Source organism: Photorhabdus sp. CRCIA-P01 (assembly GCF_003545805.1).
In the GTDB taxonomy this organism is placed as follows: Bacteria; Pseudomonadota; Gammaproteobacteria; order Enterobacterales; family Enterobacteriaceae; genus Photorhabdus; species Photorhabdus antumapuensis.
Map to the genome: position 1 here is coordinate 14870 of NZ_NMQR01000005.1, position 25005 is coordinate 39874.

Annotated in this window: 25 protein-coding genes; 9 read left to right on the forward strand and 16 right to left on the reverse strand. The window is 42.4% G+C overall.

What is annotated here, in order from left to right; all coding sequences use genetic code 11:
- Positions 1 to 19: 19 nt before the first annotated feature.
- Positions 20 to 895, reverse strand: a complete 876-nt coding sequence (locus D3222_RS04895; protein ID WP_232832400.1) for a hypothetical protein — start codon at positions 893 to 895, stop codon at positions 20 to 22.
- 537 nt (positions 896 to 1432) lie between these two features.
- Between D3222_RS04895 and D3222_RS04905 the strand changes: the two genes are divergently transcribed.
- Both D3222_RS04905 and D3222_RS04910 read left to right on the forward strand, forming a co-directional pair.
- Positions 1433 to 1666, forward strand: a complete 234-nt coding sequence (locus D3222_RS04905) for a ribbon-helix-helix protein, CopG family (RefSeq protein WP_232832401.1) — start codon at positions 1433 to 1435, stop codon at positions 1664 to 1666.
- Positions 1663 to 2064, forward strand: coding sequence for a type II toxin-antitoxin system VapC family toxin (locus D3222_RS04910; protein WP_118985152.1), 402 nt, complete (start codon positions 1663 to 1665; stop codon positions 2062 to 2064). The genes D3222_RS04905 and D3222_RS04910 overlap by 4 nt, the downstream gene beginning before the upstream one ends.
- A 363-nt stretch (positions 2065 to 2427) precedes the next feature.
- Here the strand turns inward: D3222_RS04910 and glpD are convergent, their stop codons facing one another.
- The 6 genes from glpD to gntX form a co-directional block, all read right to left on the reverse strand.
- Positions 2428 to 3921 carry a glycerol-3-phosphate dehydrogenase gene (gene glpD, locus D3222_RS04915; RefSeq protein WP_118985153.1) on the reverse strand — a complete coding sequence of 498 codons (1494 nt, stop codon included), beginning with the start codon at positions 3919 to 3921 and terminating at the stop codon, positions 2428 to 2430.
- Positions 3922 to 4160: 239 nt separating this feature from the next.
- Complete coding sequence (locus D3222_RS04920) at positions 4161 to 4919, reverse strand: DeoR/GlpR family transcriptional regulator (RefSeq protein ID WP_118985154.1); 759 nt, start codon at positions 4917 to 4919, stop codon at positions 4161 to 4163.
- 18 nt (positions 4920 to 4937) lie between these two features.
- Positions 4938 to 5786, reverse strand: coding sequence for a rhomboid family intramembrane serine protease GlpG (gene glpG, locus D3222_RS04925; RefSeq protein ID WP_118985155.1), 849 nt, complete (start codon positions 5784 to 5786; stop codon positions 4938 to 4940).
- An 8-nt stretch (positions 5787 to 5794) separates the two neighbouring features.
- Positions 5795 to 6130: a thiosulfate sulfurtransferase GlpE gene (gene glpE, locus D3222_RS04930; protein WP_118985156.1), complete on the reverse strand. Its 336-nt coding sequence runs from the start codon at positions 6128 to 6130 to the stop codon at positions 5795 to 5797.
- A gap of 112 nt (positions 6131 to 6242) precedes the next feature.
- The gene (nfuA, locus tag D3222_RS04935; RefSeq protein WP_118985157.1) at positions 6243 to 6818 is read right to left on the reverse strand and encodes a Fe-S biogenesis protein NfuA; all 576 of its coding nucleotides are present in this window, start codon (positions 6816 to 6818) and stop codon (positions 6243 to 6245) included.
- 59 nt (positions 6819 to 6877) lie between these two features.
- Positions 6878 to 7561 carry a DNA utilization protein GntX gene (gene gntX, locus D3222_RS04940; RefSeq protein WP_118985158.1) on the reverse strand — a complete coding sequence of 228 codons (684 nt, stop codon included), beginning with the start codon at positions 7559 to 7561 and terminating at the stop codon, positions 6878 to 6880.
- A gap of 39 nt (positions 7562 to 7600) precedes the next feature.
- Here gntX and bioH point away from each other — a divergent pair, with 39 nt between their 5' ends.
- The gene (bioH, locus tag D3222_RS04945) at positions 7601 to 8377 is read left to right on the forward strand and encodes a pimeloyl-ACP methyl ester esterase BioH (RefSeq protein WP_118985159.1); all 777 of its coding nucleotides are present in this window, start codon (positions 7601 to 7603) and stop codon (positions 8375 to 8377) included.
- A gap of 147 nt (positions 8378 to 8524) precedes the next feature.
- On the opposite strand, the gene D3222_RS04950 is transcribed toward bioH, so the two are convergent.
- Both D3222_RS04950 and D3222_RS04955 read right to left on the reverse strand, forming a co-directional pair.
- The gene (locus D3222_RS04950; protein ID WP_118985160.1) at positions 8525 to 8878 is read right to left on the reverse strand and encodes a hypothetical protein; all 354 of its coding nucleotides are present in this window, start codon (positions 8876 to 8878) and stop codon (positions 8525 to 8527) included.
- Positions 8851 to 9282 carry an Abi family protein gene (locus tag D3222_RS04955; protein ID WP_118985161.1) on the reverse strand — a complete coding sequence of 144 codons (432 nt, stop codon included), beginning with the start codon at positions 9280 to 9282 and terminating at the stop codon, positions 8851 to 8853. The genes D3222_RS04950 and D3222_RS04955 overlap by 28 nt, the downstream gene beginning before the upstream one ends.
- A gap of 305 nt (positions 9283 to 9587) precedes the next feature.
- Here D3222_RS04955 and D3222_RS04960 point away from each other — a divergent pair, with 305 nt between their 5' ends.
- From D3222_RS04960 to D3222_RS04970, 3 genes are read left to right on the forward strand one after another with little or no spacing between them, the layout of a single operon-like run.
- Positions 9588 to 10622 carry a DUF4123 domain-containing protein gene (locus D3222_RS04960; protein WP_118985162.1) on the forward strand — a complete coding sequence of 345 codons (1035 nt, stop codon included), beginning with the start codon at positions 9588 to 9590 and terminating at the stop codon, positions 10620 to 10622.
- Positions 10622 to 13267, forward strand: a complete 2646-nt coding sequence (locus D3222_RS04965) for a T6SS effector BTH_I2691 family protein (protein ID WP_118985163.1) — start codon at positions 10622 to 10624, stop codon at positions 13265 to 13267. The genes D3222_RS04960 and D3222_RS04965 overlap by 1 nt, the downstream gene beginning before the upstream one ends.
- Complete coding sequence (locus tag D3222_RS04970) at positions 13264 to 14241, forward strand: putative type VI secretion system effector (protein WP_118985164.1); 978 nt, start codon at positions 13264 to 13266, stop codon at positions 14239 to 14241. The genes D3222_RS04965 and D3222_RS04970 overlap by 4 nt, the downstream gene beginning before the upstream one ends.
- Positions 14242 to 14535: 294 nt before the next feature.
- On the opposite strand, the gene D3222_RS04975 is transcribed toward D3222_RS04970, so the two are convergent.
- The 7 genes from D3222_RS04975 to greB all read right to left on the reverse strand — a co-directional run bounded on the left by D3222_RS04975 (position 14536) and on the right by greB (position 21897).
- The gene (locus D3222_RS04975) at positions 14536 to 14775 is read right to left on the reverse strand and encodes a FeoC-like transcriptional regulator (protein WP_118985165.1); all 240 of its coding nucleotides are present in this window, start codon (positions 14773 to 14775) and stop codon (positions 14536 to 14538) included.
- 9 nt (positions 14776 to 14784) lie between these two features.
- Complete coding sequence (feoB, locus tag D3222_RS04980) at positions 14785 to 17097, reverse strand: Fe(2+) transporter permease subunit FeoB (protein WP_118985166.1); 2313 nt, start codon at positions 17095 to 17097, stop codon at positions 14785 to 14787.
- 47 nt (positions 17098 to 17144) lie between these two features.
- Positions 17145 to 17378: a ferrous iron transporter A gene (gene feoA, locus D3222_RS04985; protein ID WP_118985167.1), complete on the reverse strand. Its 234-nt coding sequence runs from the start codon at positions 17376 to 17378 to the stop codon at positions 17145 to 17147.
- A 265-nt stretch (positions 17379 to 17643) separates the two neighbouring features.
- The gene (locus tag D3222_RS04990) at positions 17644 to 19968 is read right to left on the reverse strand and encodes a Tex family protein (RefSeq protein ID WP_118985168.1); all 2325 of its coding nucleotides are present in this window, start codon (positions 19966 to 19968) and stop codon (positions 17644 to 17646) included.
- A gap of 702 nt (positions 19969 to 20670) precedes the next feature.
- Positions 20671 to 20985: a CcdB family protein gene (locus tag D3222_RS04995; protein ID WP_118985169.1), complete on the reverse strand. Its 315-nt coding sequence runs from the start codon at positions 20983 to 20985 to the stop codon at positions 20671 to 20673.
- A gap of 2 nt (positions 20986 to 20987) precedes the next feature.
- Positions 20988 to 21224, reverse strand: a complete 237-nt coding sequence (locus tag D3222_RS05000) for a type II toxin-antitoxin system CcdA family antitoxin (protein WP_088374722.1) — start codon at positions 21222 to 21224, stop codon at positions 20988 to 20990.
- A 199-nt stretch (positions 21225 to 21423) separates the two neighbouring features.
- Complete coding sequence (gene greB, locus D3222_RS05005) at positions 21424 to 21897, reverse strand: transcription elongation factor GreB (RefSeq protein WP_118985170.1); 474 nt, start codon at positions 21895 to 21897, stop codon at positions 21424 to 21426.
- Positions 21898 to 22524: 627 nt separating this feature from the next.
- Here greB and D3222_RS26605 point away from each other — a divergent pair.
- From D3222_RS26605 to envZ, 3 genes are all read left to right on the forward strand, one after another.
- Positions 22525 to 22686 (forward strand): GreA/GreB family elongation factor, encoded by a 162-nt coding sequence (locus D3222_RS26605; protein WP_369973498.1) that lies wholly within the window; start codon positions 22525 to 22527, stop codon positions 22684 to 22686.
- A gap of 138 nt (positions 22687 to 22824) precedes the next feature.
- Positions 22825 to 23544 carry an osmolarity response regulator transcription factor OmpR gene (gene ompR / locus D3222_RS05015; protein ID WP_118985171.1) on the forward strand — a complete coding sequence of 240 codons (720 nt, stop codon included), beginning with the start codon at positions 22825 to 22827 and terminating at the stop codon, positions 23542 to 23544.
- Positions 23541 to 24872, forward strand: coding sequence for a two-component system sensor histidine kinase EnvZ (envZ, locus tag D3222_RS05020; protein ID WP_118985172.1), 1332 nt, complete (start codon positions 23541 to 23543; stop codon positions 24870 to 24872). The genes ompR and envZ overlap by 4 nt, the downstream gene beginning before the upstream one ends.
- Positions 24873 to 25005 lie beyond the last annotated feature (133 nt).

The window sequence follows — 25005 nt, forward strand, 5'->3', positions numbered from 1 at the left end:
AATAAATAAAATCGAGGCTCTATATTTTGCAATGAGTGGTTATTTGAATAAAATCAGCAGATTCACCGATCTTTATTTCAACATTTACGCCTTTGACTTCATTAATATTATTTATATGAGTACCTCCACATGGGATAGTAACTGCCGTCGAGTCAATTGTAGATTTCCACAGTCTGGTATCATTAATCTCTTTTGATTGATATTCAATGGTTATTTCCGCACCCTGAGATAACCAATTATTGAGTGTGTTATTAACTTCTTTATTAATTTTATCTAGATTTTCAATTAATATATTTTTATCAAATCCTTTCTTTTTGATCGATTTACCAAAGCGGTAAATATCCACTGATTTAAGTTCTGTGACCGAAGATTGGTAAATGGCAGCTTTATCTAAATTATAATTTCCTAAATCATCGGTATCGTATATTTTTGACCATATATGATTAGTTGCTTTATTTAAAGCAAGAGACATAAAGTGAGCCATCGAGTGTGCGGCACTTACCTTATATCTTGTTTCATCGTTCACAGATAGAGTTACCGTTTTCCCTATGAGATCTCTTTCTGAAATTCCCTGTAAATCAGGTAAGTGATGTGCTGGAATAATTTTAGCTGGCGACGTTGCTTGTTTCGTTATTTCCTGATCTATATATAAATGACCATTGATAAGGCCAGCAGTGTAAACTTTTGTCACGGTAAGTTCTTTATCGCCTATTGAAATTATTCCATTATCATGTAGTTGGTCTGGCCACTTATAGTTCTTCGGGTAGAACGGACTATCTTGGGTTATCAAAATGGTGCCATCTTCGTATTTCATAACCCCGATAATGTTAGATTCTAACGTCAGGGTTCCCAGCATAAATGAGGCTTCGGCTGTCAATAATTCATTAATATTCATATCTATAATCATGTAACATCTCGCTAGTTATCATTTTGTGGTATCTATTGCTACCAAGTCGTTTGTTAATTTTATTCCCTAAAAATTTTTTTATTTGAATTTTTAGTTAATCAAAGAGATAGTTGGCAGTGGTATCAAATATGATTATCCTCATCTCCGTATATTAATCAAAGATAGAATTAAAAAAGCCGTATTGATATGTATGTAATAGCTTTATTCATAGGCTATTTTATACCCTTCATCTTTCAAGCTGCTGCTTTGTTGGCTACTTTCACTCACCCCAGTCACATAGTTATCTATGCTCCTGGGGATTCGTTCACTTGCCGCCGCGCTGCAACTCGAAATCTATTAGGTATAGGTATTATTGCAAATGGAAAAGTCACATGTTTTAAATGTTTTGTTTACATGATCAATCGCTATTTTCAGAGTAAAATTTGTTGATTAGTGATCAAAATAATTTTCTTGAACAAAAAATAGACAGTCGAACTAATGAGGTATATGATACATATACCTGATATCTGATAAGAGGAAATAAATATGGTTGCTATGGTAAGAATTAATATAGATTTACCGGAAGAAACGATTAGGAAGCTTGAGATTTTGAAGGAGCGCTCTCCTGACAAGTCACGTGCTGCACAGATCCGAAAAGCAATAGATGCTTATCTTGATGCTAATATTTCAGAACAGAATAATAGTGCTTTCGGTTTGTGGGGGGACAAAAAATCGGATGGATTGGAATATCAAAATAATTTACGCAAGGAATGGCAATGATTGCTATGAAGTCGTTATTTGATACTAATATATTGATTGACTATTTAAATGGATATGAACAAGCTGCGGAGACATTGAGAAAATATGGAAATAGTCCAGCTATTAGCTGTATAACATGGATGGAGGTTATGGTAGGAGCTAAGAAGCTGGACAAGGATAAAGAAAATGCAACAAGAATCTTTTTAGATGGCTTTGAGATTTTCAGTGTCACGAGTGAGGTAGCAGAATGCGCAGTAGTTATTCGACATGAGAAAAAGATAAAGCTGCCTGATGCAATAATCTGGGCAACAGCCCAGCAAAACGGGCGGTTATTGATTACTAGAAACCCTAAAGATTTTAAAGATGATAATGCTGGTGTTATTCTTCCTTACGAACTGCTCAGCTCAAAAATAGGTTAATATTTTTATAGACTTCTTCATGGTATAAAATGCTCGATGAGTTTTTCCGGATACTCTGTATTTTAGTAAATGAGTTGGCTAAGTCGGTTATTCTGTGGAGTGGAAATTATATTTTCAATATCTCATTGATTTATTTCTGTTATTTTATTTATATAATGAAATTGATGATATATTTTGACTGTTTTAGTATTAAAAGTTAATTAAAATAATATTACTATAAATAATAGAATTATATTCCTTCATTTGATATATATAATTACAATTGAGTTGATAGTAAACGGGGTATAAAGAGTAAAAACAGGCGCAGATCTATTTTGCGCCTGAGTTTATATTAACTATTTTTACACTGATTCAACTTTTTTATCACAATGGTTTAGCATTCTCCGCCAACCATGCTGCAACGCGCTGTTTCTGCTCTTCTTTCAGCCACATGCCTAACTTAGTACGGCGCCAAATTGCGTCATCCAGTTCAATAACCCACTCGTTATCAACCAGATAGCGAAGCTCTGCTTCATACAAGCCGTGGCCGAAAGATTCACCTAGATCTGCCAGATTACGGGCACCTTGCAGAATCAGTTCACTGTGACTGCCGTAAGTACGTGCATAGCGCACGGCAACACCTTCCGGTAACCAGTTGTAACGTTTACGCAGTAGGCGGGCGTAACCATCACGATCGCACCCTTCCAGATTACCTCCCGGTAATTGACCATTTTTGGTCCAGGCTTTTCCCGCATTAGGATAATATTGAATGAGCTTCTCGGTTGCGTGTTCCGCTAGCTTACGGTAAGTGGTTAACTTACCACCAAACACAGACAGTAATGGTGCTTTACCGTGTTCATCGTGAATGTCAAGGGTATAGTCGCGCGTAATGGCTTGAGGTGAATCGGATTCATCATCGCACAATGGACGTACACCAGAATAGGTCCAGACGATATCATCACGGCTAAGTTGTTTTTTGAAGTGATCGTTATAAACTCTCAACAGATAATTAATCTCCTGATCGTCAATCTTCGCCTCTTTTGGATCACCTTGATATTCCACATCGGTGGTTCCGATAATGGAAAATTCATCCATCCAAGGAATAACAAATACGATACGGTGATCTTCGTTTTGTAGAATATAAGCTTGCGGTTCATCATGCACTCTTGGCACCACAATATGACTGCCTTTGATCAGGCGGATACCATAAGGTGATTTCAATTTCAGGCCATCGTCAAAGAATTCTTTAACCCAAGGGCCAGTAGCATTAACCAGACCTTTTGCACGCCAAGTATAGGTTTTACCTGTACGCAGATCTTCGGCTTCAACCATCCAACCTTCTTGTTCGCGCCATGCACGGGTCACTTTTGTTCGGGTACGGACTTCTCCGCCACGTTTTTTGACTTCTTGAGCGTTAAGGACGACTAAACGAGCATCATCAACCCAGCAGTCGGAATATTCGAAGCCACGGACCAATTCTGGTTTCAGAACAGAATTGGCATTGAATTTCAGTCCCCTACTGCGGGGCAGGCTAACACGTTTACCTAAATTGTCATAAAGGAACAGGCCAATACGGATCATCCATGCTGGACGCAGATGTGGCTGGTGCGGCAGGCGGAAACGCATCGGAAAAGCGATGTGTGGTGCAAGGTTCAGTAAAACTTCACGTTCTGCCAGCGCTTCGCTGACCAAACGGAATTCATAATGTTCCAGATAGCGTAAGCCACCGTGGATCAATTTTGAACTGGAAGATGACGTGGCTTTGGCTAAGTCTTGTGCTTCCAGCAACAGAACAGAGAGTCCCCGGCCAGCGGCATCTGCCGCAATCCCGGCGCCGTTGATCCCGCCGCCGATCACAATCAAGTCTTTAGTTTCCATGCATCCTCCTAAAATGTTCGAAATAGTTCTTTAATGCTCGTTTTCGCTCATGATTGTAATCAGAAACCGATCAATAGCCAACTATTTGTTAAGAAAAAATATGTTCGCGTGATATGGATAGCAAATATTACCTTATCCATATAATTCGCATGGTATTAATGAAGAAGTTAAAAGATAGCGTAATTGTGGAACAGCAAGAAGATAGGGGATAGCGTTATCCCCAAATGTAGCAAAAACTATCAGCAGAGTTCGAACTGAACATTATGTTGCTCAATGACTTTCTGAATGCTTGGAGGGGGAGGCTGGTCAGTAAATAGGTGATCAATGAGATTCATGTTACCCAGATTAACCATAGCATTGCGGCCAAATTTAGAATGGTCGGTGACTAGCATAACGCAACGGGAGTTTTCGATAATTGCGCGTTTTATGCGTACTTCATGGTAATCAAATTCCAGTAATGAGCCATCCATATCGATGCCACTGATGCCGAGAATACCGTAATCAAGCCGAAATTGGGAAATAAAATCCAGTGTGGCTTCACCAATAATCCCTCCATCACGGGAACGAATCTCCCCACCCGCCAGGATTAAACGGAAGTCTTCTTTTGTCATTAACAGAGTAGCGACGTTGAGGTTGTTAGTGACAATCCGCAGATCTTTATGATTTAACAATGCGTGAGCGACAGCTTCGGGTGTGGTGCCAATATCAATAAACAGGGTTGCGCCGTCCGGGATATGGCTAGCAACACGTTGTGCAATACGCGCTTTCTCTTCTGACCACATGATTTTGCGGTCGTGATAAGCAGTATTAACTGAACTTGATGGCAATGCGGCACCGCCGTGATGTCGCTGTATTTTGTTTTTATCTGCCAGGTCGTTCAAATCACGGCGGATAGTCTGGGGGCTGACATTAAAGTGTTCAACCAACTCTTCAGTACTGACATAGCCCTGAAGACGTACCAGCTCAACTATTGCATCATGCCGTTGAGTTTGCTTCACGATAGTCCCCTAATGTTTTTAAAAATGCCGGTTATTATTTTTGAATGTATGACGGTTATCCCATAACGCCATCAGTAAACCGATAGTTAAACCGGAGAAATGGGCTGCGTTGGCAATGGATAGCCCAAATGCATCGAAGTATCCAACAATCAGCCAAAAGATCGAAAAAGCCATCAAACCACGGGGAACACCAATACCACGCTCGGGTGCGCGTTCACCGGTTAGCCAGACATAGCCAATTAAAGCGTAAACAACCCCAGAAAGGCCGCCAAAATGAGAACCGCTGAATAATGATTGTCCCCAGCCGCTGAAAACAGCGGAAACAATCATAATAACAAACAGTTTTCCTGTACCGAGGTGCTTTTCTGTTTGCCCGCCAAGATACCACCACCACATGAGGTTAAAAATGATATGCAGTAGTGAGAAGTGCAGTAAGCCGTGGGTGACCCAACGCCATAGCTCCATATGTTGGCTATCGTCAGGCCAGGCCAGCCAAGACATCACCTGATAATCCCCGGCAAATTGCATCCAGAGATAAACGACGATATTTAGGAGCAAAACGGTAATGGTTAATGGGCCAGCCTGACGACTTAAATATTGCCAGTTCAGATTATTGTGGTACTTCAATGGGTGATTCACATCACCAGATTGCCAACTGGCCGCTTGATAACGTTCATTTAGCGGATCGCGGGTAAATTGCTCCAGCTCTTGCTGAACTAGAGTAAGTTTAGTGTCATCTTCTAGCCACAGTTCGACGTGTTGCCCATCGTGACCGGGGCGCATAGTGAGATGGACCTGATGGGTTGCCATATAATCGATAAAGGCTTGCGCCAGACGTGGGTTTGAAATAGCGATTACGCGGATCATGAGGTGTGTTATGCCGGATTATGTAAGGAGTCAACAGCGTGAGGATAGTCTCTGCGCCAGGCTTCAAAGCCGCCATTAATGCTGTAGACAGTTTTAAAACCGATGTTTAATAAATACTGAGCGGCACTCTGGCTGCTATGACCGTGATAACACATGACCATAACCGGCTGCTCGAAATTGGCCTGTAACATAAATTCATTCAATGTGTCATTAGTCAAATGAAAAGCGCCACACGCATGGCCTGCTCGGAAACTTTGTGGATCGCGAATGTCCACCATAATGGCGGATTTATCCTGCCAGTGTTGATAAGCCTGCTCAGGGCTGATGGTTTGAAAATGTTCCATATATATTCTGAATTGCTCTTAGAACTTAGAGATTATCCCATTAGGTTATTATTGTAATAATGTTTTCCCGACGATTATCCGAGCGGGAAAATTTGTTATCAGTAATACATTATCAGTAATAAGAGTGTTCACCACGTTGGTGTTCAGTCAAGTCTCTTACACCTTTTAGTTCCGGGAACATGTTCAGCAACTCTTTTTCAATCCCCTCTTTCAGGGTGACATCAACCATTGAACAACCATTACAGCCGCCGCCGAATTGAAGGATAGCGAAACCATCATCAGTGATTTCCATTAGGCTGACGCGGCCACCGTGACCGGCTAACTGTGGATTAATTTGTGACTGCAAAACGTATTCCACACGTTCGACAAGGGGGGAATCGTCAGAAACTTTACGCATTTTGGCGTTAGGGGCTTTTAATGTTAGCTGAGAACCTAACTGATCGGTGACAAAATCAATTTCTGCTTCTTCAAGGAAGGGGGCGCTCAGTTCGTCAACGTAAGCTGACAATTTATCAAATTTCAGTTCAGTATCTGTCGCTTCAACGGCATCAGGCGGGCAGTAAGATACGCCACACTCAGCGGTAGGCGTACCTGGATTGATGACAAATACGCGTATTTGTGTGCCAGTTTCTTGATTTACCAGTAATTTGGCAAAATGAGCTTGCGCTGCTTCAGTAATATTAATCATATCATTTGCTCAATAGTTGACTGCTATAGTTGGTTATAATACGCCCATTCTCGTATTGACTACAAGGTTCGACAAATCGCCCAGACCTGCACTGAACGGGCGCCAGCACGAATTAACAAACGGGAAATTTCAGTCATGGTCGCACCGGTGGTAATCACATCATCAAGTATGGCGACATGTTGTCCCGCGACTGAGCCACAAAGCTGAAATGCTTTCCTGAGATTAATTTTACGCCGTGCTGCCGATAAATTTCTTTGTGGTAGTGTAGCATGCGACCGCTGTAGAAAGCTTTGCTGATAATCGCATTGTAGCCATTCTGATAACTGCTTTGCCATTAATACACTTTGATCAAATCCCCGTTTCCAGCGCCGGTGTCGATGCAGTGGCACACTGAGCAGAATGTTGGGTTTATACCATTGTCCATCACGATAGCCCTGTTGCCAGTGCAGCAGAAACAGACGCGCCAGAACTGATGCAAGTTGTGGGGTGCCGTGATATTTATAGCGACGAATCAGGCCACTCAAGGGTGGGCAATAGTCGGTAATTGCTATCATATTCTCCCATGGCGGAGGTTTTTTGAGGCAGCGTCCACAAGGCAGTGAAGGAAGTTCTGAGGGTAGAGCGCAGCACGGGCACATATTTGTCAAACGTTTCAACCGTTTGTTGCAAAAGCTGCATACTCCATGATGTGGAAACCAAAGAGACTGATGGCATAGCCAACAGTACCCAACCATTGTTAGCATAGACTTCTTCCTTGATGGCAAATAAAGTTGAGAATAACAATGGCTGATCTATTTTGGCAGACTTCCGCGGGAGATTCGCGTGATCTTGTGTTGCTGCACGGATGGGGGCTGAATGCGGAAGTTTGGCGTTCCATTGAAATGCGATGTGCTCCGCATTTTCGTTTACATCTGGTGGATTTACCGGGTTACGGCCGTAGCCAGAAATATGGCCCAATGAGTCTTGCTGACATGGCGGATGAAGTTTGGCGATATGCGCCTGAAAATGCGCTATGGCTAGGTTGGTCGTTGGGAGGGCTGGTTGCCAGCCGGATTGCGCTTGACCATCCGGATAAGGTTGCCGGATTAATTACCGTGGCTTCTTCACCGCATTTCAGCGCGGAAAGTGATTGGCCGGGGATTAAGCCAGAAGTTTTGCGCGGTTTCGAACATCAACTTAGTGAAGATTTCCAGCGCACGGTTGAGCGTTTTCTTGCTTTACAAACATTAGGCACAGATAGTGCCCGTCAAGATGCGCGATTGTTGAAATCTGTTGTGCTGGATCAGCCGATGCCTGCTGTTGAAGTGCTGCATGTTGGTCTGGAAATTTTGCGTACTGAAGATTTAAGAGAGCCTTTGGCTGAGCTTACCATCCCATTCCTGCGGATTTACGGCTATCTGGATGGGTTGGTGCCAAGGAAAATCATTAACATTCTTGATGAAAAATGGCCAAGTTCAGTTTCAGCCATAATGCGTCATGCTGCTCATGCGCCTTTTATTTCTCATCCAGATGAGTTTGTTGGGTTGTTGACTGAATTTGTTAGTAGAGAAGCATTATAAGGTCGATGAGATAACAGATTTTTATTGGCATGGTTTGGAAAAGTAAAGCGTCTGCCGCGTGAATGCGGCGGCTTAATGTTAGTTCTTCTGACGATTAGATAAATCATAGGGATTCAATTTGTTACTAAGAAAGGCACATTCTATCTTTTAATCCCATATATTTTCCTTGTCCCATCCTGAGGGAATTCCCATTGAATGAGTTAAAATATTTATATAACTGTATTTGTTTATGAGATTTTTAAATTCAATTTCGAATTTTTCTGATGGGCTTATCAAAGTCTTAGACATTATTTTTAAAACAATCAATGTAGTATATATTTTATTTTTCATTGTTGGCCTGATTGTTATTCTGGTTCTAACAATATTATTATTGTTATCTACGAACCCTGATGGCAAACGATAATTGCTATTCCAGGTCCTGGAACTATGCGAAGATTTGTTTCTTAATTCCTTTAGTGCGTAAAGCCACGATTTTACTTCTTTAAATGTATTGGCTCCCATAGCTGTTGCAGAGTCATTGAGGTGATTTTTTCCTGATATGGTGCTTTATTTGGTGTGAATATATCATCGCTGAGATACCAAAAAGGGTCATTTAGATACTTTGTTAGAATACTCTTTGCCTTAACTTCTATTCTTAATATGTATTTGTTACATAGTTCTCTTAATTCACAGTCAAATAAATATAAGTCAAAGCCATTTTTAAATTCAGTACCTGGTAAATATTCTTTCGTTGAATGATTCAAATAAGGATATAAGTATGATTTGAATCTATACCAATTAATTAGGGATTGTGCTTTCTCAGCAAAAACTTTATTAAAGGGATGAGTAAATAAAACACCTTTATCTTCAAGATGAATATTTACCAGCTCTGCTGGAGTTAAAAAAGGTTTGTTATAAACAGACATTTAATAGAATCATCACATGATTCAATTCGTAAGGTTTACTTATTTTTACAATTATTAACCGCTGGTTTAGTTGCATATCACTTTTTGTTCGTTTTACACTACAAATGCTTTAGTTTATTTGTCTGAAAATTTAAGTATTGGTGGATCAGCTAATCAATCTATAACGTGTATTCAGGTAAATGAAATGTGCTTGCCTGTGGACCTATTTTTTTAGCTAAAAGATTCAATGGATTAAATGACACTGGTTCCATTTGGTAAAAAAAAGAGATTAAAGAAAGATAGTTATGTAATGACAGGAATATTTGATGACAGAAATAAAGACACAAATTAATTATGATTTTTCTCCCGATGTGATAAACCGGCAGAAAGCCTGTTTGCTGGCGGACCTGAGTACAGTGTTTAACCAGCATAACGGACAAGGGCTATTAATGGTTGATACGGCTGTTTTTCTGGATCGTCGTCAGGAAGAATGGTTTCCTAAGGCAATCCTTAATCATCAGCCAGCGGCAATACCAACCCAGATAAATCATCCCCGTTATGCATCTCGTTATTCTCCTTGGCTGATACCGCTGGATATTAATCGATCTGAGGATGCTGAACTGTTGGAGTTGAGCATCACTCAGGCGTTACAGGAAGCTGATCCCGCAGAGTTGATTACCGGGCGTGGCCGGATGATTTGTGGTTGGCTGTTCAGTACTAGTCTGGTCTCTGTGATTGCGCAACATATCAGCATGACTGCGGTACAGGAATTATCATCAGTACAGAAAATCATGCTGCGTTTTTATGATCCGGCTGTGAATAATGCCATATGGCCGTTGCTGGATAGCTGGCAGCGCTCGCGTCTGCTGGGACCGCTGACAGACTGGTATCTGGTTGATGGCGACGGTCAGTTACTGCATCGGGATAATGCACAGTCTGCGAGGGAGTTATACACCTTTTCACTGGGCCTGTCCTCGGAAGAAGTAGCAGAAATAACTTGGTCAGGTCCGATGAATCGGGCATTGCGCCAATATCGTCAGGCACACCGTAACCGGTTACGCCGAACAGAACCTGAACTATTGGATGTCATACTGACCTTATTACGCCGGATAACCAAGCGCTACTCCTTTAGTGATGCTCTGGATCTGGAAGTTTGTGCATTGCATGGTTTGCTATATCACCCAGCGATTGATTTACACCCTCGGATACAGTCGCTGTTGTCTGCCGAAGAGGGTAATAGTACTGGTAGCTATGTCGAGCGTACAGCCGGACTAACAGAAGAAGAGTGGCAGGTTCTGGCCCGTGAATGTTGCCATCTCAATATTTCTACTATTTCGTCAAAGAACAAGGAGATTCTGTAATGAATCGACTATCGTGCCAGATGTGCGAAGTAACCGGACCAGCGCTTCTGCCTGTGCGTTATAGCGTGGTGCCTGATTGTGTTGGTGAAACTTTACCGACGTGGGCAGAAACTCTGACTCCCTCGGCTCAGGGCTACCATTATGCCCTGCGTGCCTTACGACAAGGGTTTTTATATGTTTATTACACCAACTCTGGACCCTTGGTTCAGTATTGCTGGGAAACCTGGAGCATTAGCGAGGATGGCGCGCTGTGGAAGCAGCCGAATGCCTTTAGTGTGTTTGATAAGAAAACAGCGGATTGTTACGCGCCGACCCATCAAAGTACTAATGTGGAATTTATTGTGTTGAGGGATATGGCTTTACGTCAAGATGTCTGGCTGGCCTTTTCTCCCTCAGTCTGGAGTCAAGAAACAATCCAGTACTATCACAACCACCCTGAAGCACGGCAAAAACGCATGCAGTGTGTGAAACCGTGGCAGTGGCGCGGAGTGCCTGAGGGTGTTGGCATCAGTCAGGTTACCGTGGATAACTTGAATACGGTGATGGATTACCATAAGGAGGATGACTCCGCCGCCAAATACATTCTGCCTTACAACCCTAAAGTGAGGCGGACCAGCCGGACAAGTGGAAAAGCGCCATATTATACCTTTGACCCTAACACCGTTGGTCCACAGGGTACACTCTATCCGTGGAGTGAAAAGCGGTCGGGGAATGCAGAGGCGACCGTTAAAGCCATGCAAAAACGAGGATCGGCAGAGGATGGTAGTTCTGTCTCTCCAGTGTTAATCGCTTTGCATGATCCGATTGGTATTGCTCATGAGCTGGCTGGTTGGAGTGATGACATCGCCGGAGAACACTCCGCTTGGTTAGATGACTTGTCGATTGAATTTATGACCCAGCAATCACTGAATGGAGCGAAGAATCAAATTCAGCAGGTTGAAAAAGCTAGGGCAGAGCAGCAGACGCTGGATGCTTATAAAAGTACGGCCAGTTACGGGATGGATAAGGTTTTGGTAAAAATCCCCTCGGTGGCGATGTCACAGCGGCAAAGTACACTTGATGCATTGATGGTAAAAGCAAAGCAAGTCGCGGAACAGGATGGGGAGATAGCACTGGCGACCAGTTGGAATAAATATGAGGCAGAACTGAATCTGGCTAAACGACAGGCGTTTTCAGATTGTTATGACAAATTCTGCCATACGATCGCCAGCTGGTTAGAGTCTTTGGCTGAATTTCGGGTAAGCTGGTTAAAAGAAGAGCGGCTGATAACACATTGCCATGATTTTTATTCAACTCAGGTTTCTGACAACCTTAGTTATCGGGAGGCAGTGGATTATGCAATGGCCTCACTCAATGTTACGGATAGTGGTAGTGCTTTTTTGGATGAATTAATAGGACAATATTCGGCAAAACCGGAGGGTAATTTTGTTTGGCGTTCTCTGTTATTGAATAATCCGGAAGTAATGGAGGATACCGAAGCGTTATTATATAAAATGAAGGCGAGTAAAAACGATACATTACCTGCTGCTGAATCTGACTATCTTTCTGTCGTGCAGAAATGTTTTGGCAAACTGGTTGATGCTTATGATAAGGCGAATGAAGCACTGGAAGCGCCTATATCGTCGAATTCGTCTTTTTCTCGTGCTATGTTGGTATGTGATAGACGTTTATCCACGATTGGGCAGCGTGTATTCCGGCTTTCTGGTCTGGATAGTGCGCTGAATAGTTTGAATATATTACTGAATAAGACAATATTTTCTGTCGCATCTGGTGTACCGTTGGATAGAATCCAAGAGCTTTGTCTTGCAGATATTCAAAATGGTAATTCATGTAGACAGGCAATTGCTCGTGGTCTTCAGACTTATAAGTCCTCGAAAGATCTTGAAAAGCTAAATAGTTATAAACAGCAATTTGATAAATTTGCCGAAAGTGCCGAAGGCGAAAAAACCTTAAAAGCTTCACGAATAAAAATTCTGGTTCTGTTTTTTAACGGGATGGAATTTGCTGATCAACTGAAAGAGAGTAAAGGAGATGCTAAAGGGTATGCTCAGGTTACTTCGGCGTTTCTAAGTACACTGAGCACGGTTGCTGATGTGATCAAACCAGCTATTGAATATGGGATAAAAAATCAAGCAGCAACTACGTCGATTAAATTTGTAGGAGCCAGCGCTGGAGTGGTAGCGTCTGTATTGAATTTAGGGATTGATGGTAGTGATGGAATTAAGGAATTATTTAAAAAAAATACTCGCTGGTCTTGCTTTGGGTTATCACTATTAAAAACATCTGTTGATGTTGGAATATTATTAAAATCAGTGGGTGGTTTGTTAGGCGTTTTAATTAAAATGGAGATGGTTAATGGAGGTTATATTATTCCTATCGCAGAAACTTTAACGAAAGGAGCCTTCGCAAGGATAATAGGATATTTTGCCAGTTGGCAAGTAATGATAGTAATATTTGTTCTTGAGGAATTATATACTCTTTTTATTGATAATGATTTACAGGATTGGTGCCGTAACTGTGTATTTGGTAAAGAGCCTGATAAATATCTCGTTTCAACTATATTAATTGAGACACAGGATAAACGTAATGAACTTTATCAAAAACAAAGTGAAAAGTTAGGCGAAGCTTTGGGGGCAGTATTATGACTAAACGTAGAGATATAAAAGAGTTTATTAATTTCGAAAAAGTCAGGAACGAATTATCAGATGCAAAATTCTATATGGGATTAAGTTCTTATGGTACTGTTGAGGAAAGAAATAAAGTTGCTGAGGCAGAGAGAAAAATTCCAGAATTAGAAGCGCTACTTGCTAAAGAACCGCCACCGCCAGAATTGCCACCGAAAGCACCATTGATTAAAGTGACCGGAATTCTGGAAGAATTTAGCGTAATGAAAGTGTGGGGCTATTTTACCGATCGAGAATATGATCCGGAAGCATTTTCCCGAAAGGAAGAACGTGATCAAGCTGGCGCGTTATTGCTTGCTATGATAGGAAATACTACAGGGGCAGCAGTGACATCACAAAGTCAGGTGAGAATGAATGCTCCCAGTGATTTTGTACGTGGAAAAATTAACGGAATTTCATTTTATGGTTGGTTAGGGATGACTAATGCTAAAGTTGGTGATTATGTTGAACTGGCAGTGATGCCTAAAGATGATCATTATATTGTTTATGCCTTGGCAAATCCGTATGAGCGAACTATTTCAATGACACCGTGTTGTGAACGCGGAGTTCGCGCATATTCCAAGGACGAAATTAATATTTTATATGTCATTTTTACTGTTATTGCATTTATTATTCTTTTTTTAGGTATAGGGGTTAAGAAAATTTCTTTTTTACCAATGTTATTTGTAGAGTATTTTTATCTTTTATTTGCTTACTTTCTGATCGATTTTACTAAAAAGGACATGATTAAAAATCCTAACCCAACAAGTGTATTAGCCGAAAGGATATTTTCTGCTCTTGGGTTTCCGGAACCTATGAAAGTCGATTTGGTTTTCTTAACAAAACTCAAGGTGAGGGAGTTAAAAAGGAATGGAGCTTCTCCTATCGTAGAAAATGAAAAGGATAGATTACTACCTGAAAAGGGTTCTGTTCGAGAGTATTTCTATTATTATTAATGATTGGTTATAGCGATATGAAAATGTATTTGGTAAAAAGCCAGATAAAGGTTTTATCTCGATTCTATTTATTGAAACAAAGGGCAAACGTAATGGGCTTTATCAAAGCAAAAAGTTAGCAGAAGTTTTGGGACGATATTATGACCAAACGCAGAGATATGAAAGAATTTATTGACTTTCAAAAAGATAGAAATCCACCAATCCCGCCGATAAGCTGACGTTATCGCAGATGTTAGTTCGAGTAATTTGCGAGTCTAAATGGCGATCGAACATTGATTAATTGTTTTAGACCACTCAACACTCCCCAGCAATCCGATAAACCGCCGTATCACATTTCTGTGCTTCAGGGCATTGTTTGCAACCGCCGCTTAGGCAGGCGGTTGCATCAATTTTTTCCAATTTGCCCATTACGGTGAGTTGTTCAAGCATCGCTTCTACCATCGATAATGAAACAGAAAGCTGGTGGCTCAGCAATTTAGCATCTGCCCGTCCATTCAGAGCGACGGCATCCCTTACTTGTAACAGGCTAATCATTTTTAACTCCTAGTGACAGTTTCCACTGGAGCAGTGGCAGCTATTTCCCGGGTTGCTGAGTAACTTCATTGTCACGCGGCTGCGTACTCGACGCAGGAAGTAGAACACCAATGCGTTAAATAGAATGACGGTCAGAATAATGATCAGGCTGCTTTGCGAATGTTGTGAGAAAGTCACTATCTGGTAGAACAGGGCTGAAATTGAATAAGCGACATTCAGTCCCCACAGAATGGAGAATGTCATCCAACCACGGCTTGTTTCACGAGCGATCGCGCCCATCACCGAAACACAAGGCACATATAACAGAACAAAGATCAGATAACTGTAAGCAGAAATAGCGGAACCAAATTTGGCACTCATTGTTCCCATGGAGCTATTATCCATTTCACCGTCACCTTTACTGGCTTCGATTGGGTTGGCCAGCACGCTCAGAGTGAATGTCTCTTTCAAACTATCCCAGGTTTCACCAACTGCATCTTTCAGCTCATCAAGCAGGTTGAACTCATCTGCATTAAACGACTCATTATTAATACTTTCTGCGGTATACAGGGTATTAAGTGTTCCAACAACGACTTCTTTTGCCATTGCGCCAGTTATCAGACCTACGGTTGCCTGCCAGTTATCTGAGTGAACGCCAATTGGCTGTAATACTGGCGTAATAACTTTGCTGACCGAAGCTAAGGCGGATTGGTTGATGCTATCCACTGTTTTACCAGAGAATGAGAAGCTGTTGAGTGCACCAATAAACATACTGGCGATAACGATCACTTTACCGGCACGGATAACAAAACCTTTCAGGCGTTGCCAGGTTTGCAGAAGCAGGGTTTTTAGATGTGGAATATGGTAAACCGGGAGTTCCATAACGAATGGTGAAGCTTCGCCACGCATAATGGTGTATTTCAACATTAGGCCAGTCAGGATAGCAACTGCAATGCCCAATATATAAAGGGAAAAAACAATGGTTGCCCCGTTTTTGCCAAAGAATGCAGCGGCAAAGACGGCAAAGATGGCTAATCGTGCACCGCAAGACATAAAGGGGGCCATCATAATCGTGATCAAGCGTTCACGCGGCGCATCTAGCGTTCTCGCCCCCATAATGGATGGGACGTTGCAGCCGAAGCCAACGATCAACGGGACAAACGATTTACCCGGTAGCCCTAAAACTTGCATCAGACGATCCATAACAAACGCCGCCCGCGCCATATAACCGGAGTCCTCAAGGAAAGAGAGGAATAAATACATCATGCCGATTTGGGGGACTAGTGGTAAAACCGTGTTAATACCACCACCGATACCTTGCGCGAGGAAAATCGTCAGCCATCCAGGGAAACTTAAGGTATGCCCAAGCCATTGAACCCCATGAATGAAAATAGCGACAGAACCACCGTCGAAAATAGGTTGTAATGCACCGCCGATATTAATCGCTAGCACGAACATTAAATACATAACAGCCAGGAAAATAGGTACGCCTAACCAACGATTGAGGATAATTCTGTCAATTGCCTGAGTGAGTTTGTTTGGCATGGCTTTTTGGGTATCAATCACTGCCATGCACAATGTATTGATGCTTTGATAGCGCACATCGGCAATCACTAGTTCGGGTTCTTCATGTTGCTGTTGTTGCAAGCGTTCTTTGGATTCAATCAGCATTGAGGTAGCAAGGCCGGAACGTTCCAGACTGTAAATATCCCCTTCAAGCATCTGAAGTGCTAGCCAACGGCGTTGTTGAGCATGAAAATTGTCTGAAATTGCACCAGATAACGTCTCAACTTCTTGCAACAGGCAATCAGGGTAGTGAATCAGTGATTGCCCGGAATTCTGCTTATGGCGGTCAATTGCCCGTTTCAGCTCATTCAGTCCCGTTGCTCGGGTTGAAACCATGGGAATGACTGGACAGCCAAGGCGTTGCTCCAGTTCGGCAATATCAATTTGGATATGCTGACTGTCAGCGATATCCAACATATTGAGAGCAACGATGCATGGAATGCCTAATTCCAACAGTTGTAACGTCAGATAGAGATTTCGTTCAAGGTTAGAAGCATCTACGACGTTAATCAGCATGTCTGCATCACCGCTCAGGATATAGTGGCAGGCTATCTGCTCATCCAGTGATGTTTGTTCAGAAATCGTGGTTAGAGAGTAGGTTCCCGGCAGGTCAACTAACTCAATTTTGTGTTCTGAGGTGATAAAACGGCCAACTTTTCGTTCTACCGTAACGCCAGCCCAGTTGCCTACACGTTGACGAGCGCCAGTAAGCTGGTTAAATAATGTCGTTTTGCCGGCATTGGGGTTGCCAATTAAGCCAATGGTCAGTGCTTTCATGTTTTTAGTGCCAGATTAGGAGTTACCGTTTTGCTACTTGCAATGGATTATGCGTTGCATTGAGCGTTGTCTAATGTGAGAAATTCCAAGTCTTTTTTTCTCAGAATTAGGCTGACTCGGCGAGTCTCAATTTGTATCGGATCACCTAAAGGTGCTAAGCGGATCACATGAAAAGAGGAGCCGGGCAACATACCTAATGACAGCAATTTCTGTCGGTAAGCTGGGCTGATCTTCGGAGAAAAACCAATGATCTTGTAACTATGGTTTGGAAGAAGTTGCATATAACCTTCCGGAATGTGTGATAAGTAAAATAATACCGAGAATTAGTCGTACCCATTCATTATGAAGTGCGATTTTTAATCCAATTCATACTAATTGCAAATAAGAATAATAACCAACATTAATTTCAATGTTAATCCTATTTTCATTATTGATGTTCATTTAGCCATTCAGGTTGGCATAAATCAGTGAATTTGGATTCTTGCCGACACAAGCGGTGAAATGTGCACTGCCGAAGCAGTGCATCTGTTTACAGCGATAGGAATCTTAACGTTTTTTTCCGAATGCGGCGGCTAGCGCATCACTCATAGCACTGTTTCCGGCTGAGGTAGAAGAACGGGAAGTATTACGGTTCCTGTCATTACGTTCAGGGCGGCGATCAGTTTGTGCATTATTATTGCGGCGTGAATGGGTTTCTCCCGGTTGCTCATCAAGGCGCATGGTCAGAGCAATGCGCTTGCGGTTCAGATCAACTTCCAACACTTTTACTTTAACGATATCACCTGCTTTTACCACGGTGTGAGGATCTTCTACAAAACGATCGGACAGCGAAGAGATATGAACTAAACCATCTTGATGAACGCCGATATCGACAAATGCGCCAAAATTAGTCACGTTAGTGACTGCACCTTCTAGTACCATTCCCGGACGCAGATCATTCATGGTTTCCACCCCTTCCGCGAAAGTCGCGGTTTTAAACTCTGGACGTGGATCGCGGCCAGGTTTTTCCAGCTCTTTCAAAATATCGGTAACGGTTGGAACACCAAATTGCTCGGTGGTGAAATCCAGAGGTTGTAATCCACGCAATGAAGCAGGGTTACCCATCAATTCTTGGAGTTTCTGCTCAGTGGCCGCCAAAATTTTTTCAACTACTGGATAAGCTTCCGGATGAACGGTCGATGCATCCAGCGGGTTATCACCGTGATTAATCCGCAAGAATCCAGCACATTGCTCAAAAGCCTTTGGCCCAAGGCGACTGACTTTCAGTAATTGTGCACGGTTATTGAAACGGCCATTCTCATCACGCCAGTTGACGATATTCTGGGCAATCATACGGGTTAACCCGGCAACTCTGGTTAACAGTGGAACAGAAGCGGTATTGAGATCCACGCCAACGGCGTTTACACAATCCTCAACGACGGCATCCAATTTTTTGGCAAGCTGACTCTGACCGACATCATGTTGATACTGACCTACACCGATGGATTTCGGATCGATTTTTACTAATTCAGCCAGTGGATCTTGCAAGCGGCGGGCGATAGAGACTGCACCGCGTAGTGAAACATCCAGGTCAGGAAATTCCTGTGCTGCCAGCTCAGAAGCAGAATAAACCGATGCCCCTGCCTCACTGACAATCACTTTTTGGGCTTTTATCTCTGGAAACTGTTTTTGCACATCCGCAAAGAAACGTTCTGTTTCGCGGGAAGCGGTTCCGTTACCAATGGCGACCAGTTCTACCTGATGCTTGATGCACAACGCGGCGACACTTGCAGCGGCTTTAGCCGCTTGCCCGGTGTGTGGATAGATCGTGTCTGTGGCAATCAGTTTGCCGGTTGCATCGATAATGGCCACTTTGACGCCGGTACGCAGACCGGGATCGAGCCCCATCGTTGCGCGCATACCCGCAGGTGCGGCCATCAGTAGATCTTGCAGGTTACGGGCGAATACTTTGATGGCTTCATCTTCCGCTTTCTCTCGCAAGGTACTCATCAATTCAGTTTCAAGATGCAGCAATATCTTAACGCGCCAGGTCCAGTTCACTACGGCTTTGCGCCAGCTATCTGCCGGCGCATTGTTTAAGCGCAGGTTAAGATGTTGAGTAATAATCTGTTCGCCGTAACTCTCTTTCGGTGGTTCATCAAACTGGGGATCAGCATTTAGGGAAAGTTGCAGTATGCTTTCATTACGGCCACGAAACATAGCTAATGCGCGGTGAGAAGGGACTTGTGCAATGGGTTCATGGTGATCAAAATAGTCGCGGAATTTAGCGCCTTCCTCCTCTTTTCCTGCAACGACTTTAGCGACCAGATGAGCATTTTTCCATAGATAGTCACGTACTTTTGCCAATAACGCTGCATCTTCGGCAAAACGTTCCATTAGGATATAACGCGCGCCATCCAGAGCCGCTTTGGTATCAGCTACACCTTTATCGGTATCAACAAAGGTAGCGGCAACCTGCTCTGGTTCTTGCCGTGGATCTTGCCACAAGGCGTCCGCTAGTGGTTCAAGGCCCGCTTCAATAGCGATTTGTCCACGGGTACGGCGTTTCGGTTTGTATGGCAGATAAAGATCTTCCAGTTCTGTTTTGCTCAGGGTGCCATTAATGGCTTCGGCCAGTTCTGGGGTCAGCTTACCTTGCTCGTCAATGGATTTAAGAATGGTCTGGCGGCGGTCCGACAGTTCGCGCAGATAGCTAAGGCGGGTTTCAAGTTGACGGAGTTGGGTATCATCCAGACCGCCGGTAACTTCTTTACGATAGCGTGCAATAAAAGGGACCGTATTCCCTTCATCAAGCAGGCTAATCGCAGAAAGTACCTGTTGTGGCTGCGCTTGTAGCTCACTTGCAATAATTTGGCTCAGAGATTCATTCATGTTGCGTTTTCTTCTGGTGGATAAGCTTCAGATTTCAAATATTCACAAAACCCCTTTATACGTTCTGCGAGAAACAATTTCCAGTTTACGTCTAATCTTATTCTGACGAGTTACGATATCATTCAACGAATTTGTTGCCGATTACGCTATAGCAACTGTGATCAACTCCAAATGTGAAACGTTGTCGCTGGAACTATAAGTGTGTTACCAGACTTGTTATGAGCTATTTCTGAATATCAGAATTAAACTAAAAGGATAGCTAGAATAGGAAAAACTTGAGTTTCATCGCATTATTCCAGAAGTAGGTAACTAATGAATTACAAATCTACTTTTGATTTTCGTTAAAAATGGAGGGATTACTTAAAAAATTTATTTAATGGAATACGAACATGTTTACTTCCAGATTAACAATGTTGCACTTAATTATGTGAATCTACCCATTTTAAATTTTTTAATAGGCTAATGAATAAATTCGAGTTCTTACCTGTTCAGCTAACATAATCGATTTTACCCATTGCGGCATGGCATGTGAGTTGAATCATTTGCTCTCGCGTTTTTGATGGCGTCATGAATTAAACTAAGTGCTCTGAAATAGTGGGGATTCTGATTATTCATTCTGTCTAATTCCTCTAGTCTCTTCAATGCTAATTGGATCTCTGCCGTCGATAAGTGCAGTCTGGCAACAGTCTGCACTTATCCGACTTAAATACCGTCAAAGAGGAAATCGAGTGCCGCCTTTACTTGATTACGGTATTGCGATGCATCGCAAAATTCAGCACCCAAAGCATAAACAGATATACTGGCCAATTCGTGAGTCATGATCGCATATTCTTTGTCGTCTATTAGCCTGATAACGGGGATCATTCGAACAGGGCGACTGCTGTTAGGATATTTTTCAACTGGCAACAGTGGGATCACAATTCTGCGGTTTAACTGCCCGATAATGTCACTCGTGACGTCCAGCAATAGGGGATAAACAACGTTTTTCCCAGTATTACGGTAAACGGTGAATTGCATTGTTAAAATGTCCTGTGTTCATCACTAAAACAACCATGTTCATCATGGAAACGGTTTAACGCCTCCAAAGCTTCCCTATTATCTTCCCGCCATTTCAGCGCTTCGTAATTGCGTAATTCGGCATCCAAGGCGGCGGTCAGTGTGGCACTAAAGTTAATACCTGCTTCACGTGCCCGGCTCAGTAAGCTTCGTTCTACAGTCATTGTGACGCTCTGTGTGTTGCGTTGTCTTGCTGTCATGATTTATCTCCGGCATTGAGTATACGTGTATGCTACACGTATATATACACGAATTGTAGTTCTGAATGTCGGTTTTTGCTGCTTGTTATGCTTATTAATTCATTTCCTGCGCCTTTGCAGAGTGAATGAATCGTTAGCGTGCGATTCATTCGGTTGTTATTCTTCGATATATAGCCTATTTGTTGAAATAGTATACAGGCTATTTCATATATTCAATTTCATTCACGTACCACAACATTTTTCCTGTGGGTGTATGAACGATTGCACTGTCGCCAACTTCTTTCTTCAATAAAGCCCGGGCCATTGGCGAATCGATTGATATGTAGTCTTTGCGACCAAAAATTTCATCGTACCCGACAATACGGAAACGTTTAATCTCACCTTGATCATTTTCGATCTCTACCCATGCACCGAAGAACACCCGTCCATCTTGTTGGAGGGAATAATCCACACACCGCAATTCTTCTAAGCTTTTGGTTAGATATCGAACTCTGCGATCAATCTCCCGTAGTCTCTTCTTGTTATATTGATAATCTGCGTTTTCACTCCGGTCACCGAGGCTTGCTGCCCAAGTGACTTTTTTAGTCACTTCTGGACGCTCCTCACGCCAGAGATAATCCAGCTCTTCCTTTAATTTGTTGTAGCCTTCACGGGTTATCAGTTTAGTTTTCATTTTATCTTGATATAGATACCGTAGTTAACCTTAGAAGTATATAAAACAGTCCATTGTGGTAGATGTCAAATTAAGACTCGGTTTTTAGTCATTAATCAATAAATCCCGGTTGTTTTGCAAGATTAACGTATTAGTTACATTCAGGTCGTCATTGGTTGCGTAAATTTATCACTGTTGATGGATTGAATCGGCTGCGTGACAAGCGAATACAATACGCTCCCACGACGGTGAACGCGGATGTTAAAACGAGAGATAAGCGGTTAACAGGCGGTTTCGAATTAGCATTATCGATGGCAGGATTGCTTTACCTGTCTGCTTATTATGATATTTGGCTCTAATATTTATAACGTTCATCATATAATTTATGGTTCTGTATACTGAATAGTATGTATGCTGTGAATCTTTCTGGTGATGAAACAGGCTATTAAGGTTCAATTGAAGAAAAAACAAGCTAAGTTGTTTACTATAGTAAGAAAAGGTGACGAGAAATCGACCGACGAGTGGCTTCTGGTCCAAACGTTGGGATGTGCTGAACATTATCAATCCAGATCCTCGTAGGGAAGGAAAAACCAAAACTGTGGAGCAGGTAAGAAGATAATATGCAGCAAAGAGCATTTTTCGTTTAGTCTGCCTGATGAATTTAATCCAGCTAATAAATGGATTTCTATCGATTTTCCGGTAGCTAGAGCGCTAATTGGTAGGTTGGTGGATGGCAAAATAACGGTAGAAATTCGATATTTGACAGTGAATTACTGCGTTCTCATTGTCAGTAATAAACCACTAAATTAATCATCCGAATTAATAACAGTGGAAATAAGTCCTATTAGGAATAGTCTCAAAATACAGATATCTGGTTTCTATCTTTGGGTTAATCTCTTTCATAATGATAAATTTATCAAAGTATGTGGTGTTTTTTGGAGTTTAATAATGCAAGTAGATAACAAGATCCTTGTGGTGGATGATGACATGCGTTTACGAACGTTATTAGAGCGTTATCTGACAGAACAAGGCTTTCAGGTACGTAGTGCTGCTAATGCGGAGCAGATGGACCGCTTACTGACACGGGAATCTGTTAGCTTAATCGTATTGGATTTAATGTTACCAGGAGAAGATGGGCTTTCTGTTTGCCAAAGGCTAAGAAACCAAAATAATCCGGTGCCAATTATTATGGTGACGGCGAGGGGAGAGGAGGTAGATCGTATTGTTGGGTTGGAAATTGGCGCTGATGATTATATTCCGAAGCCATTTAATCCCCGTGAGTTATTGGCGCGTATCCGGGCAGTATTACGTCGTCAGGCGAATAAGTTATTGGGCCTACCGGCTGAGGATGATGCAATTATTAATTTTGGTAAGTTTAGCCTCAATTTGAGTACGCGGGAAATGTTTCAGGGAGATGAACATATTCAATTAACCAGTGGAGAATTTGCCGTATTGAAAGTACTGGTGTCTTATCCTGGCGTGCCACTGTCCCGTAATAAGCTGATGAGTTTAGCTCGTGGCCGGGAATATAGCACGATGAAGCGATCGATTGATGTCTTGGTTTCACGTCTGCGCCGTGTAATTGAAGAAGATCCTACACATCCTCGCTATATCCAGACTATCTGGGGTCTGGGCTATGTCTTTGTGCCAGACGGAATTCGTGTATGAAATTATTGCGGTTCTCCCCTCGCAGCACGTTTACCCATACTTTATTCCTGATTATGGCTATGCTGTTTATCAGTCTGGTAACCAGTTACTTGGTTGTTGTGAATTTCGTTATCATGCCAAGTTTGCAGCAGTTCAATAAGGTATTAGCGTATGAAGTTCGTACCCTAATGGCTGAAAAGTTGAAGCTAGAGGATGGCTCTTTTCTGGTGATATCGCCGGTAGTTCGCCGGGAGATTTACCAGGAGTTGGGTATTACACTCTATTCTGAATCTGACGCGGAGCTACAAGGTTTACGTTGGGCCAGGCGTTATGATTTCTTGAGTGAGAAGATGGGCGAATACCTTGGTGGCAAGGCTGATCTTCGTCTGGAGATAAACACAGATAGCCCTATACTTTGGCTTAATTCTTATTTGTCCCCCGATATTTGGGTCAGGGTTCCTCTGACTGAGATCGAACAAAATCAATTCTCTCCTATTTTCCGCTATACACTGGCAATTCTATTATTGGTATTCGGTTGTATCTGGCTTTATATCCGTTTTCAGAACCGGCCTTTACTGGAAATGGAGTATGCCGCCAGGCAAACAGGTAAAGGTATTATGATGCCAGCGGTGGGGGAAGCGGGTTCTATGGAAGTTCGTGCAGCCATTCGCGCATTTAACCAAATGTCCGCTGGGATAAAGTTATTGGAAAGTGACCGTACGATATTAATTGCTGGCGTAAGCCATGATTTGCGTACGCCGTTGACACGTATCCGACTAGCAACAGAAATGATGAGCAAGGAAGATGCTTATCTGTCTGAATCTATCAATAAAGATATTGAAGAGTGTAACGCTATTATTGAGCAATTTATTGACTATCTCCGTACCGGACAAGAAATGCCAATGGAGTTTTGTGAACTGAATTCTATTCTCAAAGAGGTGATTTCCGCCGAGAATGGCTATGAGCAGGATATTGAAAACCATCTGTCTCTTCACCCAATAATGGTTAACGCCAATCCGATTTCTATTAAACGGGCATTGGCTAATATGTTGGTTAATGCCAATCGTTATGGTAATGGCTGGATTAAAGTGAGTAGTGGTCAGACAAATAAATTTGCCTGGTTTCAGGTAGAAGATAATGGCGCTGGCATCAAACAGGAAGATTTGCCACGGTTATTTCAGCCATTCGTCCGCGGCGAGAGAGCGCGCAGCAGCAGTGGAACAGGGTTAGGTCTGGCGATTGTTCAGCGAATTATTGATGCTCATGATGGGAAAATTGAAATGAGCACCAGCCCCAGAGGGGGATTATCTATCCGTGTCTGTATTCCTGTCGTGGAAGATAATTTTTAACGGCTTGATAATCATCTCCTATATTTGATTTTTATGGTGTGTGGAGATGACAGTTTTATGTCAGTCACAGGTTAAGCGTCCATTGCGCTGTCATAAAAATGTCATAATTAAGACATTTTGCTGTAATTAAATT